The sequence below is a fragment of the Streptodolium elevatio genome, assembly GCF_053592165.1.
This window is the reverse complement of the sequence record NZ_JBSFVE010000003.1, coordinates 81,808-96,459: the sequence shown is the minus strand read 5'-3', so window position 1 is coordinate 96,459 and position 14,652 is coordinate 81,808. Positions and strand designations below refer to the sequence as shown.

Sequence of the window (14,652 nt, the reverse complement as noted above, 5' to 3'; positions counted from 1 at the left end):
GTGGTCTCGATCTCCCGGTCGGCAGCTTCCCTCGCCGCCCTGATCTGACGTACCGTCAGCTCAGACTAGCAACGGCACAGGCGGCCACCGTCGGACCTCTCAGGAGCGATCATGCAGGGTGATCTCGAGTGGGGCAGCATTCCCGCTCTCGTCGACAGCGCGGCCGAGCGCTTCGGTGACCGCGAGGCCGTCGTGGACGGCGGCGTACGCATCACGTTCGCCGAGCTGCGCGACCGGGTGCGCGCCGCCGCCGCGGCGGCCGTGGCCGCGGGCGTCGAGAAGGGCGACCGCGTCGCGGTCTGGGCCCCGAACGGCCGCGACTGGATCACCGCCGCCCTCGGCGCGCTCGCGGCCGGTGCCGCGATCGTCCCGATGAACACCCGCTACAAGGGCGCCGAGGCGCAGTACGTCCTGGAGAAGACCCGCGCCAAGCTGCTCTTCGTCTCCGGCACGTTCCTCGGCGCGTCGTACGTCGCCATGCTGCGCTCCTCGGCCGGCGAGGGCACCGCGGGACGCCCGTTCGCCGCCCTGCCCGACCTGGCCACCGCGGTCGTGCTCTCGGACAGCGCCCCGGACACGTGCGTGACCTGGGCCGACTTCCTGGCCGCCGGGGAGTCCGTGCCCGCCGCGACCGTCGACGAGCGCGCCGCGTCGGTCACCTCCGACGACCTCGGCGACATCATCTTCACCTCCGGCACCACCGGCCGGCCCAAGGGCGTCATGACCACGCACGGCCAGTCGCTCCGCGTCTTCGAGACGTGGGCGAGCACCGTGGGCCTCGCGGAGGGCGACCGCTACCTGATCGTCAACCCGTTCTTCCACACCTTCGGCTACAAAGCCGGCATCCTCGCGAGCCTGATCAAGGGCGCCACGATGATCCCGCAGGCGGTCTTCGACGTCGACGCCACGCTCGCGCTGATCCAGGCCGAAAAGGTCACCGTCCTGCCGGGCGCGCCGACCATCTACACGTCGCTGCTCGACTCCGGCTCGCGCGGCAAGTACGACCTCGCCTCGCTGCGCCTCGCGGTCACCGGCGCCGCCTCCGTGCCGCTCTCCCTCGTCACGCGCATGGCCGACGACCTGGGCTTCGACACCGTCCTGACGGCGTACGGCCTGACCGAGTCCTGCGGCACCGCCAGCATGTGCCGCCAGGGCGACCCCGCCGAGATCATCGCCTCGACTTCCGGCCGCGCGATCGAGGGCGTCGAGCTGGTCACCGTCGACGACGCCGGCAAGCCCACCGCCGTCGGCGAGCCCGGCGAGGTCTGGGTGCGCGGATACAACGTGATGCGCGGCTACTTCGAGGACCCCGAGGAGACCGCCAAGGCGGTGGACGCGGACGGCTGGTTGCACACCGGCGACGTGGGCGTCCTCGACGAGCAGGGCAACCTGCGCATCACCGACCGCATCAAGGACATGTACATCGTGGGCGGCTTCAACGCCTACCCGGCCGAGATCGAGTCGGTCCTCGCGGGCCACCCGGCGGTCTCCGAGGCCGCGGTGATCGGCGTCCCCGACGCCCGCATGGGCGAGGTCGGCAAGGCGTACCTCATCCTGCGCGCGGGAGCCTCCGTCACCACCGACGAGATCGTCGACTACTGCCGCAAGGAAATGGCGAACTACAAGGTCCCGCGCTACGTCGAGATCGTCACCGAATTCCCCCGGAACCCCACCGGCAAGGTCATGAAGTTCGAACTGCGCGCCCAAGCCGCCGAGGAGTTCGCCGCCCGCAAGTGAGCGGTCCGCCGCGGCGGGCCGGAAAGCGTTCCGGCCCGCCGACGCGTCGACGAAGTCAGCGGTGAGCGCTGACCGTTGGCAGAGATGCGGAACCGTCGCCGCGAGGCCGGGGCCCGCGACGCCGTAACGGTCAGTGTCGGCCCAGGAGTTCGGCGATGCGGGTGAAGCCGTCGGTGGGGTGGCCGAGGTCGATCGCCTTGCGGGCGAGGGACTCGGCGGCGCGCATGACGCTCGCGTCGATGCCGTGGGCCTCGGAGGCGTGGATGATGTGGGCCATCGAGGAGGCGGCCGAGGTGATGGGATTGCCTTCGCCGGAGTGGGTGTCGTTGTCGATCTCGGCGGCGGTGTCGGCGAAGACGGGCGGCAGGATCGCGCCGATGCCCTGGGCGAACGGCAGCAGTTCCCGTGCCGAGATGCCCTCGGCCTTGGCGATCGCGACGGCGTGCATGTAGCCGGTCATCGCGGTCCAGAAGATGTCGAGGAGCGCGACGTCGTACGCCGCCGCGCGCCCGATCTCTTCGCCGAGGTGGGTGTGGCTGCCGCCGAGGGCGTCCAGGGCGTGGCGGTGCTCGGCGTACAGGTCCCGCGGACCGCTGTAGATGAACACCCCGTGCGGCGTGCCGATGGTGGTGGTCGGGGTCATGATCGCGCCGTCGAGGTAGTGGACGCCGTGTTCGGCCGCCCACTCGGCGGTGTCCCGGGCGCGGGCCGGGGTGTCGGCGGTCAGGTTCACGACCGTGCGCCCCTTGAGCGCCGCCGCGACCGGTTCGCGCCGCAGGACGGCGTCGGACGCGTCGTAGTCGACGACGCAGACGACCGTCAACGCGCTTGCCGCGACCGCCTCTTCGGCGGTCATGGCACGCTCCGCGCCGCGTCCGACGAGTTCGTCGTCGCGGCCGGGGGTGCGGTTCCAGACGACCGTACGCAGGCCCGCGTCCAGGAACGCCCCGGCGAGGGCGCGTCCCATCGGCCCCAGGCCGAGCACGGTGACGGACGGAGTGGCGGTGGCGGAAGAAGCGACGGTCCGGTCGGTGTTCGAAGACATGGCAGGACTCCCGGGCAAGCGCGTGAAGAGCGCGACGAATAGTGGTCAATTCATGATGAAAAGGACAAGGGATGACGCGCAGGAGAGCCGTTGAACCGGGCGTCTGCGGCGTCACCGCCGCGATCGGGGTGATCGACGGCAAGTGGAAGACGGTGCTGCTGTGGCTGCTGGAGTCGGGCCCGCGGCGCCCCGGTGAGATGCGCAGGCAACTGCCGGGCCTCACCGAGAAGGTGCTGACCCAGACCCTTCGCGAGATGCGGGAGGACGGCCTCGTCCACCGCGAGGTGCACGACACCCTGCCGCTGAAGACGGTCTATTCCCTGACCGGCTTCGGCCGCGATCTCTGTGAGGCACTGGCTCCCCTCTCCGACTGGGGCCACCGCCTCCTCGACAACCGCGCCGAGGACCGTCCCGCGTCCTGACCCCAACCCTCGTGCCCATCCCGCAGGCCCCACAAGTACCCACAAAAAGGTGGGTACCCGGCCGCCCGCGACGCCCTCGCGCCGGATTAGCCTGGCGGGCATGGTCGACATATCCCGGCTTCCGGCGGAGGCACGACAGCGGCGGCGGGTCGAGCTGCGCGAGTTCCTGAGGACGCGCCGGGCGCGGCTGACGCCCGCGGACGTGGGCATGCCGGCCGGCGGCGGACGCCGTACGCCCGGCCTGCGCCGCGAAGAGGTCGCCGTCCTCGCCGGCGTGGGCGTCAGCTGGTACACGTGGCTCGAGCAGGGCCGCGAGATCAACGTCTCGGCCGATGTGCTCGACGCGATAGCGCGCGTGCTGCGCCTGGATCCCGCGGAACGCGAGCACCTCTACCTGCTGTCGGGCCTCAATCCGCCGCCCGCTCGCCCGGCGGAGCGCGGCGTGCCCGACGCCGTGCGGCGTGTGATCGACGCGTGGATGCCGAAGCCCGCCTACGTCGTCGACCGGCACTGGGACTTCGTCGCCGTCAACACCGCCGCCCGCGCGGTGTTCGGGTACGACGAGGCCGCGCACAACTGCCTCGTGAGCTTCTTCACCAGCGCACGCCACCGCACCGAATGGGACGACTGGCACGACGTCGCCCGCGCGATCGTCGGCCACTTCCGCGCGGACGCCGCCCGCTACCCGGGCGACCCCGAGTTCGGCCGCATCGCCGACGACATGTGCGCGGTCAGCCCGGAGTTCGCCGCGATCTGGGCCGAGCACCCGATCGGCTCCGCGGGCCAGGGCGTCAAGGTCCTCGACAACCCGGAGGTGGGCCGGCTGACGTTCGAGTACACCTCGCTGCCGCTGCCCGACCTGCCCGGACACCGCATGATCCTGCACACCCCGGACGCCGCGACCGACACCGAGACCCGGCTCGCCCGGCTGCTCGCGGTCACCGTCTGACCCTCAGGGTGGTGGTGCCGGACCCAGGTTCAGCGCGCACTGCCGGGTCCGCCGGAACGGCCCCAGGATCGTCGTCATGAACCGATACACGAACAAGACGGTCCTGATCACCGGCGGCACCAGCGGCATGGGGTACGCCACCGCCCGCAGGCTCCTCGACGAGGGCGCGTACGTCGCCGTCACCGGCCGCAGCCGTCCCCGCCTCGACACGGCCGTGGCCCGCCTGGTCGCGGAGACCGGGGTGACGCCCGAGCGGATCCTCGCGGTGCCCGCCGACGTCGCCGCACTTCCCGTACTCGACGACCTGGTCGAGCGCGTACGGGCCTGGCGCGGCTCCCTCGACGCGGTCTTCGCGAACGCCGGGGTCGGGGTCTTCAAGCCCAGCACCGAGATCACCGAGGCCGACTTCGACTACACCGTCGACGTCAACTTCAAGGGCGTCTATTTCACCGTGCTCAAGTCCCTGCCGCTGCTCAAGGACGGCGGCGCGGTCGTGATCAACGCGTCGTGGACGCTGCACCGCGGCCTGTCCGTGGCCTCCGTCTACTCGGCCACCAAGGCCGCCGTGCACAACCTCGCCCGTACGCTCGGCGCCGACCTCGCCCCGCGCGGCATCCGCGTCAACTCGGTCAGCCCCGGCTACATCGACACCGAGATGTACCGCGACAACAACCCCGACCCGGCCGCCGAGGCGGTGAACTCGGCCGAGGTGCCGCTCGGTTCCCTCGGGCACGCGGACGACGTCGCGGCGGCGGTCGCCTTCCTGGCCTCCGACGACGCGTCGTACATCACCGGCCAGGACCTGGTGATCGACGGCGGCCTCGTCGGCTCCGTCCCCCAACCCGCCTGACGCCGCCCGGCCCCGGGTGCGCACGGCCTCCGCCGGCACGCACCCGGGCCGCGGCTACTTGCCCTCGAAGTCGGGGGTGCGCTTGGCGGCCTTGGCGCCGTAGCCCTCGGTGATGTCCTCGGAGGCGAGGGTGACCGCGGCGGTCATGGCGGTCTGGGCGAGGGCGTTGTCGAGGGCGGCGTCGGCGTAGGAGTCGATCGAGCGCTTGATGCCCTGGACGGCGAGAGGGGCGTTCGCGGCGATCTGCCCGGCGATCTCGCGGGCGGTCTTGTCGAGGTCGTCGCGCGGGACGACGAGTTGCACGAGGTTGAGGCGCTCGGCGGTGGCGGCGTCGATGCGGCGGCCGGTGAGGGCGAGGTACTTGGCCCAGCCGGCGCCCGCCTCGCGGGCGATGCGCATGTCGCCGCCCGCGTCGACGGCCACGCCGAGCTGGGCCTCGGGGAGGGCGAAGACCGCGTCGTCGGCGGCGACGCGGATGTCGGCGAGGAGCGCGAGTTCGAAGCCGAAGCCGAGGGCGTAGCCCTGGACCGACGCGACCACCGGCTGGGGGAGGCGGGCGAACGCGCGGAAACGCTCGTGCACCCAGCGCAGGCCCTCGTAGTAGTTGCGGGTGCGCTCGGCGCCGGAGCGGCCGGTGATGTTGCCGCCGGGGGCCGTGACGTCGATGCCCGCGCAGAAGGCGCGACCCTCGGCCCGCAGCAGCACCACGCGGATCTCCGGGTCGAAGCGGATGCGGTCCGCCATGACGCCGAGCTGGCGGCTGGACTCCCAGCTCCAACCGTTGAGCTTCTCGGGGCGGCAGAGCGTGACGACGCCGACACCGTCCTCCACGTCGAGGCGCATCCGCTCCTGGCCTGGTTCGATGGTCGGATCGGTGGTGTTGATCACGTGCCTGTCCCCTCGGTATGCGCCCGATCGGTCTTGTCTGACGGTGCGTTAGATCGGAGTATGTGACCGGTCTTCAGATGACACAAGGTGAGACAAGGGAGTCCCCGATGGCCGCGATCCTTCCCCCCGGAGTCCTGCATTACGGCATGCAGCTGCCGATCCAGTCGCAGAGCAAGCTGTACGCGGAGGCGTGGGAGGAGACCGCGGGGCCCGACGACCTGGCCGCCATCGCGCAGGCGTGCGACCGCGGCGGCTTCGCGTACATCGCGGTCTGCGACCACACCGCGATCCCGCGCAGCCACGCCCCGATGATGGGCACCGAGTGGTGGGACACCATGACCACGCTCGGCTGGCTCGCGGGCATCACCGAGAACGTGCGCCTCGTGAGCCACGTCGCGGTGCTGGCGTACCGGCACCCGATGATGACCGCGAAGGCCTTCGCGACGCTGGACGTCATCTCCAAGGGCCGCGCGATCGTCGGTGCGGGGGCCGGCCACGTCGAGGCCGAGTTCGAGATGCTCGGCCTGGACTTCAAGGACCGCGGCCCGGCGCTGAACGAGGCCCTGGAACTGCTCGACCTCGCGCTGCGCGAGGAGTTCGTGACGTACGAGGGCAAGCGCTTCAAGGTGGACGACATGGGCGCCCGCCCGCGCCCCGTGCAGGGCCCGCGTCCCCCGATCTGGATCGGCGGCTCGGCCGGTGCCGCGCTCAAGCGGGTCGCCAAGTACGCCGACGGCTGGCTCCCGCAGGGCAGCCCGCGCGAGACCTTCCCCGACCAGGTGGCCGAGCTGCGCCGCCTGCGCGCGGAGTACGGGCGCGCCGACGAGGCGATGGACATCGGCGCCATCACCGAGATGCTGTACGTCGGCAAGCCCGACTGGGAGGTCGGCGAGCGCACCCTGTCCGGCAGCCCGGAAGAGATCGCCGAGTCGCTGCGTTGGTACGGCGAGCAGGGCGCGAACCAGATCCAGATCCGCTTCCGCAACCGCACGCTGCAGGAGCTGCTGGACCAGATCGAGGCGTTCTCGACCCAGGTCGCGCCCCTTCTGAACAAGTAGCCGACCGTGCTCGGCGGCCCGTCACGAGGGCCGCGCGAGGCGTTTCGCGGGGGCTCGGAACGGGTTAGGGCAACCTAAGGTGAGTCCGAACTCACGACTCCGGGCCCCTCGCCAAATGTGAAATCTGACGTACCATCAGGAAATCGCGGTCGGTCCTCGGCATGCGCCGTGGAGGGCCGCCGGAACACCGCACCACGCAGGCGCCTCTGTATCGAAGTAGGGAGTCCGGGTCATGCTCGACCACCTCATCACCGGAGCCACCGTCGTCGACGGAACGGGCACACCCTCCTACCGAGGTGACGTGGGGATCCGGGACGGCCGCATCGTCGCGGTGGGCCCGACCGGAAGCATCACCGAGGAAGCCGCCGCCACCGAGGACGCCACCGGCCTCGTGCTCGCCCCCGGCTTCATCGACCCGCACACGCACTACGACGCGCAGCTCCACTGGGACGCGTACGCCACCCCCTCGGTCAACCACGGCGTCACCACCATCGTGGGCGGCAACTGCGGCTTCACCCTCGCCCCGCTCAAGGCCGAGGACGCCGACTACACCCGCCGCATGATGGCCAAGGTCGAGGGCATGGCCCTCCCTGCCCTGGAGAACGGCATCGACTGGAGCTGGGAGACCTTCGCCCAGTACCTCGACAAGCTGGACGGCACGATCGGCGTCAACGCCGCGTTCATGGCCGGCCACTGTGCGATCCGCCGCTACGTGATGGGCTCCGACTTCGGCAAGGCGGCCACGCCCGAGCAGGTCGAGGCCATGGTCGTCGAGCTGAAGAAGGCCATGGAGGCGGGCGCGCTCGGCTTCTCCACCGGCCGCTCGAACCACACCGACGGCGACGGCAACCCCGTCCCGTCGCGCCACGCGACCCCCGAAGAGGTCCTGGCGCTCTGCGCCGAGGTCGGCCGGCACGAGGGCACCCAGCTGGAGGTCATCGTCGCGGGCTGCCTCGACAAGTTCGACGACGACGAGATCGAGCTGCTCACCCAGATGACGGTGACCGCCGGCCGTCCGATGAACTGGAACGTGCTGACCGTCGACTCGGCCGACCCGGACCGCGTGCCGCGCCAGATCTACGCGTCGGAGAAGGCCGAGGCGGCCGGCGGCAAGATCGTCATCCTCACCCTGCCGGTGCTGGTGCCGATGAACATGTCGCTGCTCACCTACTGCGCGCTCAACCTGCTGCCGGGCTGGGGCGAGATCCTGGCCCTGCCGGTCCCGGAGCGCATCGCGAAGCTGCGCGACCCGGAGACCCGCACCGAGATGCTGCGCCGCGCGAACAGCCCCGAGGCGGGCGTCTTCCGCCGCCTGGTGGACTTCGGCCGGTACGTCATCGGCGACACCTACTCCGCGGCCAACGAGGGCCTGTCCGGCCGCGTCGTGGCGGACATCGCCAAGGAGCGCGGCCAGGAGGAGTTCGAGGCGCTGGTCGAGATCTGCGCCGCGGACGACCTGCGGACCGTGCTGTGGCCGATGCCGACCGACAACGACCAGGCGTCGTGGGACCTGCGCCAGGAGGTCTGGGAGAGCAAGCACGTCATCCTGGGCGGCTCGGACGCGGGCGCGCACCTGGACCGCATGTGCGGTGCGACGTACACGACCCGCTTCCTGGGCGACTCGCTGCGCGGCCGCAAGCTGGTCTCGCTGGAGCGCGCGGTGCAGATGCTCACCACCGACCCGGCCAAGCTGTTCGGCCTCAAGGACCGCGGGCGGATCGCCGAGGGCTACCACGCCGACCTGGTGCTGTTCGACCCGGAGAAGGTCAACTCCGGGCCGGCGCGCCTGGTGCACGACCTGCCGGGCGACAGCCCGCGCCTGACCGCCGAGTCGGAGGGCATCGTCTCGGTCCGCGTCAACGGCGTCGAGACCGTGCGCGACGGCCAGGTCACCGGCGCCGTCAACGGCAAGGTGCTGCGTTCGGGCCAGGACACCTACACCGTCACGAACGAATCGGTCAGCTTCTGAGTACGTCCTGATCGCACGCCGTGTACGAAGGCCCGGCCGCACCCGTGCGGCCGGGCCTTCGGCGTGTTCCGGATGCCGGAGCGCGGAGCGGCGTGATGTGCGACACGAGTCCGCGTACGTCTTCGGGGGCACGCCTACAGTTGGTCTGTTCAGGCCCAAAAGCCCTGTACGGACCGGCCATAAGCACGACAGCGAGGGGTGTCGCATGACCCAGACTCCGACCGAGAACGCGATGCGGCGCGCCCTGCGCCGTGCCCGTGACGGGGTCATGCTGGACGTCTCCGAAGCCGAGGTGCTGCTGCACGCGAAGGGCACGGACCTCGACGACCTGTGCGCCTCGGCGGCCCGGGTGCGCGACGCCGGCCTCGACGCGGTGGGCCGTCCGGGTGTGATCACCTACTCCCGCAAGGTGTTCATTCCGCTGACGCGGCTGTGCCGGGACAAGTGCCACTACTGCACTTTCGTGACCGTCCCCGGCAAGCTGAAGCGCGAGGGGCACTCGATGTTCCTCAGCCCCGACGAGGTCCTCGAGATCGCGCGCGAGGGTGCCGCGATGGGCTGCAAGGAAGCCCTCTTCACCCTCGGCGACCGTCCCGAGGACCGCTGGCCCGAGGCCCGCGAGTGGCTCGACGCGCACGGCTACGACGACACGCTCTCGTACGTCCGCGCCATGGCCATCCGCGTCCTGGAGGAGACCGGCCTCCTCCCGCACCTGAACCCCGGCGTGCTGTCCTGGACCGACCTCCAGCGCCTCAAGCCGGTCAGTCCGTCGATGGGCATGATGCTGGAGACCACCGCGACGCGCCTGTGGTCCGAGCCGGGGGGCCCGCACCACGGCTCGCCCGACAAGGAGCCCGCGGTACGCCTGCGCGTCCTGGAGGACGCCGGCCGCTCCAACGTGCCGTTCACCACCGGCATCCTCATCGGCATCGGCGAGACGATGGCCGAGCGCGCCGAGTCGGTGTTCGCGCTGCGCAGGACCGCCCGGCAGTACGGCGGCATCCAGGAAGTCATCGTGCAGAACTTCCGCGCCAAGCCGGACACCGCGATGCGCTCCGTCGCGGACGCCGACCTGCAGGAGCTCGCCGCCGCCATCGCGGTGACCCGCATCGTGCTCGGGCCCAGGATGCGCGTGCAGGCCCCGCCGAACCTGGTGGGCGAGGAGTTCGCGCTGATGATCCGCGCGGGCATCGACGACTGGGGCGGGGTGTCGCCGCTGACGCCGGACCACGTCAACCCCGAGCGCCCCTGGCCGCACATCGACGAACTCGCCGAGCGCACCTCGGAGTCCGGCTTCACGCTGCGCGAACGCCTGACGATCTACCCGGAGTTCATCCGCCGCGGTGAGCCGTGGATCGACCCGCGGGTGCTGCCGCACGTGCGGGCGCTGAGCGACGCCGACGGCATGGCGGTCGAGGGGAAGAACCCCGAGGGCCTGCCGTGGCAGGAGCCCGAGGACCTGTTCGCGGCCGCGTCCGGGCGTACCGACCTGCACGTCACGATCGACACGACCGGGCGTACCTCCGACCGCCGCGACGACTTCGACGAGGTCTACGGCGACTGGGAGGAACTGCGCGGCCAGGCCACCTACGGGCGCGACAGCATGGTCGACGGCCAGGCCGCACCCGTGCGGATCGACGGCGACGTCAAGGCCGCGCTCGCGCAGGCCGCCGCCGACCCGACGCTGCTGACCGACGAGCAGGCCCTCGCACTGTTCCACGCGGACGGCCCGGCGCTCGACGAACTCGCGCGGATCGCCGACGACTTGCGGCGCGAGGTGGTCGGCGACGAGATCACCTACATCGTCAACCGCAACATCAACTTCACCAACGTCTGCTACACCGGCTGCCGCTTCTGCGCGTTCGCGCAGCGGCGGACCGACGCCGACGCGTACACGCTCTCGCTGGAGCAGGTCGGCGAACGCGCCGAGCAGGCGTGGGCGGTGGGCGCCACCGAAGTCTGCATGCAGGGCGGCATCCACCCCGACCTGCCGGGCACCGCGTACTTCGACATCGCGCGCGAGGTGAAGAAGCGGGTGCCGGAGATGCACGTGCACGCGTTCTCGCCGATGGAGGTCGTGAACGGCGCGACGCGCACCGGCATGTCGATCCGCGACTGGCTGCAGGCGGCCAAGGAGGCCGGGCTCGACACGATCCCGGGCACCGCGGCCGAGATCCTGGACGACGACGTGCGCTGGATCCTCACCAAGGGCAAGCTGCCGGCGGCCACCTGGGTCGAGGTCGTGTCCACGGCCCACGAGCTTGGCATCCGCAGCTCGTCGACGATGATGTACGGCCACGTCGACACCCCCGCGCACTGGCTCGCGCACCTGCGCCTGCTCGGCCGCATCCAGGACCAGACGGGCGGCTTCACGGAGTTCGTGACGCTGCCGTTCGTGCACACCAACGCGCCCGTCTACCTGGCCGGCATCGCCCGCCCGGGGCCGACGCTCCGCGACAACCGCGCGGTGCACGCGATGGCGCGCATCCTGCTGCACGGCAAGATCTCGAACATCCAGACCAGTTGGGTCAAGCTCGGGGTCGACGGCACCAACCTGATGCTCCAGGGCGGTGCCAACGACATGGGCGGCACCCTGATGGAGGAGACGATCTCGCGGATGGCGGGGGCCGACAACGGCTCGCGCAAGTCGATCGCCGAACTCGAGGCGATGGCCGCGTCGTTGGGGCGCCGCGCGCGGCAGCGCACCACGACGTACGGCGAGGTCGGCGCGGAGCGGCAGGAAGTCGCGCGGCGCCACGACGACGAGGTGGAGAAGATCATGCTGCCGATCCTCGGATGACGGTGCGTCCGCTCCCGGTCGGCCGCCGCACCGCATGCGGCGGCCGTCCGGCAGCCGGACGGCCGGTCGGGCGGCCCGCCGGGGCGCGAAGCGGAGCGCCCATCTGACGCATCGTCAGATGGGCGGCCCGGGAACCCCGTGTGTCGGTACGCTTCCGCACGGGGCGCGACCGGGCACCCCGGCGGCACGCGACGGTACGCAGGTGAACTCAGCGGGGCGGGACCGGGCCGGAGGGGAGCCGGCGGTCCGCGGCCCCTCCGACTTCGGGGAGGGACATCCATGGCCGCACTGTGGTCTAGAGAGCGGCAGCAGGACTTCCGCAGCCGGGTCAGGGGATGCCTGGTCGGCGGTGCCGTCGGCGACGCGCTCGGCGCCGGGATCGAGTTCCTGTCGCTCGACGAGATCCGCGCCCAGCACGGTGCGGACGGGGTGACCGGGTACGTCACGGCGTACCACCGGCGCGGTGCCATCACCGACGACACGCAGATGACGCTGTTCACCGTCGAGGGGCTGATACGCGCGCACGTGCGCCGCGACGACGGCCTGTGGCACCCGCCGTCGGACGTGCACCGCGCGTACCTGCGCTGGAAGGCCACGCAGAGCGAGTGGGGCCCGGACGAACGCCGCGACGAGGGCTGGCTGGTACGCGAGGAATGGCTCTACAGTTCCCGCGCACCGGGCCATGCGTGCCTGCGCGGCCTCGACGACGAGGTGATGGGCACCCTCGACAAGCCCAAGAACGCCGACTCCAAGGGCTGCGGTGCGGTGATGCGCTCGGCGCCGTTCGGCATGCTGGTCGGCTGGAGCCCGGACCTCGTCTTCCAACTCGCGGTCGAGTGCGCGGTGCTGACGCACGGTCATCCGACCGGGTACCTGTCCGCGGGGGTGTTCGCGGTGGTGGTGCACGCCCTCATGCAGGGGGCGAGCATCGACGCCGGGGTACGCGGGGCGCTGGAAATCGCCGCCGCCCACGACGGGCACGAGGAGACCGTGGCCGCGGTCGAGGCGGCGCTCGCCATGGTCCGGACCGGCACCCCCGATTCGGGTCGCGTCGAGGAACTGGGCCAGGGCTGGACCGCCGAAGAGGCCCTGGCCATCGGGCTGTACTGCGCGCTGGTGGCGCCGGACGTCCGCAGCGGACTCCTGCTCGCGGTCAACCACTCCGGCGACAGCGACTCGACCGGCTCGATCTGCGGCAACCTGCTGGGGGCCATGCACGGGGAGACCGCGCTGCCCGCCGACCTGGTCGCCGAACTGGAGGGCCGCGGCACGATGTTGCAGCTCGCCGACGACTTCTCGATGGAGATGACGCAGTCCGCCGCGCTGCACGGCGCCGACGGACCGCGTACGCACTGGGCGAAGCGCTACCCGGCGACCTGACCGGCGTCGGCGCCGCCGCCCCGGCGTTGCCGGTGGCCCGCCTGGCTGCCGCCTGCCCGGCTGCCCGCCTGCCCGGTCGCCGGGTCGCCCGGCCCGCGGGCTGATACGGGACGCCGCCCCCGCCCGGGTGAACGGCCGCATTTGCTCTATTGAAATGTCCGCGTGTTGAGCCTATTTTCGCTAACCGCTGGTTGACACGAGTCCGCGCAGGGGAGCCGCGCGCGTGTCCACCGGGGGGAATCGTTTGCGCTCGATCGCGCTACCCGTACCGTCCACCGGGTGCCGCTGCACGTCATCGGCAATCACCTCTTCGTTCCACGGAGGCCCGAGATGGCTCGGTTCGGCAACAGACCCGTAAGACTCGTGACCGCATTTGCGGTCTGCGCATCGGTGCTCGGCCTGGCGGCGCCCGCCGCCGAGGCGGCCGCGCCCGCACCCGCGCCCAAGCGGCTGGACATCCTGCTGTCCAACGACGACGGCTACCAGTTCCCGTTCATCCGCGCGGTGCAGGGCGCGTTGAAGGCTGCGGGACACAACGCGGTGATCGTCGCCCCGGCGACGGACCAGTCCGGCAAGGGCACCGGCATCAACGCCAAGCCCGGCTCGGTGTTCAAGGCGGCGGAGGTCGAGCCCGGCATCTGGTCGGTGGAGGGCACGCCCGCCGACTCGGTCGCGTTCGGCATCCAGCACGTGTACCAGAACAAGAAGCCCGACCTGGTCATCTCGGGTATCAACGCGGGCCAGAACATGGGTGCCACGACGAACCACTCCGGCACCGTCGGTGCCGCGATCACGGCCGCCGAGAAGGGCGTTCCGTCCATCGCGGTCAGTGCCGAGTTCGACGTCGCGAACCCGACCAACCCGTTCCCGCAGATCCCGCAGGCCGTCGGCTTCACCGTCAAGCTGGTCGAGAAGCTGGTCGCCACCGCGCCGCGCAACGGCCCGGTGCTGCCCGGCAAGGCCACGCTCAACGTCAACTACCCGGTGAAGCCCACCGGCAAGGTGGCGCTCACCAACGTCGGTTCGGCCGAGGCGATCTTCACCAAGTACGTGCCGGCGCCCGACCAGTGCGCCACGTGCTTCCGTCTGGACCTGGGCGTCGACCCGAACGCCCCGGAGCCGGTCGGCAACGCGGACACCACCGCCGTCGGCCAGGGCAAGGTCTCCGTCTCGCTGCTGGACGGCGACTGGACGACACCCGCGTGGGCGCTGGGCCAGGTCGTGTCGGTGTTCGACAACCTGAGCCTGCGGTTGCGGCTCACCGGGCTGACCGCGTAGCGGAACGGCCCGGCGTACCAAGGCCGTCGGGGGAACGGGCGGCCAAAACGCCTGCGGAACAGGTGGGGATCAGATGGGGGAGCAAATGGGGATCAGGCGGGGGACAAGGACCACCGGTGCCGGGGACCGGTGCTGGAATGCCGGGGGCGGCATCGCACACGTGTCGCCCTCGGCAGGCCCTCGGACCCGCCGAACTCCCGGTCTTTCCAGGTCGGTTGACGCCGATGCGGCGTCGGCCTTCCGCCTGCTGCCCGTCTGACGCCGGACTTCCGTCCG

The 14,652-nt window shown here is 71.3% G+C and carries 11 protein-coding genes; 9 read left to right on the top strand and 2 right to left on the bottom strand.

Annotated features, from left to right (window positions below):
* Positions 1 to 111: 111 nt before the first annotated feature.
* A complete protein-coding gene (locus ACWD12_RS07975) occupies positions 112 to 1,737 on the top strand; it encodes a FadD3 family acyl-CoA ligase (RefSeq protein WP_450098830.1) in 1,626 nt (541 codons plus the stop codon).
* A 130-nt stretch (positions 1,738 to 1,867) separates the two neighbouring features.
* Here ACWD12_RS07975 and ACWD12_RS07970 read toward each other — a convergent pair whose 3' ends face one another.
* Positions 1,868 to 2,782 carry an NAD(P)-dependent oxidoreductase gene (locus ACWD12_RS07970; protein WP_450098829.1) on the bottom strand — a complete coding sequence of 305 codons (915 nt, stop codon included), beginning with the start codon at positions 2,780 to 2,782 and terminating at the stop codon, positions 1,868 to 1,870.
* 71 nt (positions 2,783 to 2,853) lie between these two features.
* Between ACWD12_RS07970 and ACWD12_RS07965 the strand changes: the two genes are divergently transcribed.
* The 3 genes from ACWD12_RS07965 to ACWD12_RS07955 all read left to right on the top strand — a co-directional run bounded on the left by ACWD12_RS07965 (position 2,854) and on the right by ACWD12_RS07955 (position 5,003).
* Complete coding sequence (locus ACWD12_RS07965; protein ID WP_358355619.1) at positions 2,854 to 3,204, top strand: winged helix-turn-helix transcriptional regulator; 351 nt, start codon at positions 2,854 to 2,856, stop codon at positions 3,202 to 3,204.
* Positions 3,205 to 3,304: 100 nt separating this feature from the next.
* Positions 3,305 to 4,153, top strand: a complete 849-nt coding sequence (locus ACWD12_RS07960; protein WP_450098828.1) for a helix-turn-helix transcriptional regulator — start codon at positions 3,305 to 3,307, stop codon at positions 4,151 to 4,153.
* 76 nt (positions 4,154 to 4,229) lie between these two features.
* Positions 4,230 to 5,003 (top strand): SDR family NAD(P)-dependent oxidoreductase, encoded by a 774-nt coding sequence (locus ACWD12_RS07955; protein WP_450098827.1) that lies wholly within the window; start codon positions 4,230 to 4,232, stop codon positions 5,001 to 5,003.
* A 54-nt stretch (positions 5,004 to 5,057) separates the two neighbouring features.
* Here the strand turns inward: ACWD12_RS07955 and ACWD12_RS07950 are convergent, their stop codons facing one another.
* The gene (locus ACWD12_RS07950) at positions 5,058 to 5,891 is read right to left on the bottom strand and encodes an enoyl-CoA hydratase/isomerase family protein (RefSeq protein ID WP_450098826.1); all 834 of its coding nucleotides are present in this window, start codon (positions 5,889 to 5,891) and stop codon (positions 5,058 to 5,060) included.
* A 107-nt stretch (positions 5,892 to 5,998) separates the two neighbouring features.
* On the opposite strand from ACWD12_RS07950, the gene ACWD12_RS07945 reads away from it, so the two are divergent.
* The 5 genes from ACWD12_RS07945 to surE all read left to right on the top strand — a co-directional run bounded on the left by ACWD12_RS07945 (position 5,999) and on the right by surE (position 14,376).
* The gene (locus ACWD12_RS07945) at positions 5,999 to 6,949 is read left to right on the top strand and encodes a TIGR03619 family F420-dependent LLM class oxidoreductase (RefSeq protein WP_450098825.1); all 951 of its coding nucleotides are present in this window, start codon (positions 5,999 to 6,001) and stop codon (positions 6,947 to 6,949) included.
* 232 nt (positions 6,950 to 7,181) lie between these two features.
* The gene (locus ACWD12_RS07940) at positions 7,182 to 8,918 is read left to right on the top strand and encodes an N-acyl-D-amino-acid deacylase family protein (RefSeq protein WP_358355611.1); all 1,737 of its coding nucleotides are present in this window, start codon (positions 7,182 to 7,184) and stop codon (positions 8,916 to 8,918) included.
* 205 nt (positions 8,919 to 9,123) lie between these two features.
* Complete coding sequence (locus tag ACWD12_RS07935; protein ID WP_450098824.1) at positions 9,124 to 11,718, top strand: bifunctional FO biosynthesis protein CofGH; 2,595 nt, start codon at positions 9,124 to 9,126, stop codon at positions 11,716 to 11,718.
* A gap of 279 nt (positions 11,719 to 11,997) precedes the next feature.
* Positions 11,998 to 13,098, top strand: coding sequence for an ADP-ribosylglycohydrolase family protein (locus ACWD12_RS07930; RefSeq protein WP_358355608.1), 1,101 nt, complete (start codon positions 11,998 to 12,000; stop codon positions 13,096 to 13,098).
* A 363-nt stretch (positions 13,099 to 13,461) separates the two neighbouring features.
* Positions 13,462 to 14,376, top strand: a complete 915-nt coding sequence (gene surE / locus ACWD12_RS07925; protein WP_450098823.1) for a 5'/3'-nucleotidase SurE — start codon at positions 13,462 to 13,464, stop codon at positions 14,374 to 14,376.
* The last annotated feature ends 276 nt before the right edge of the window (positions 14,377 to 14,652 follow it).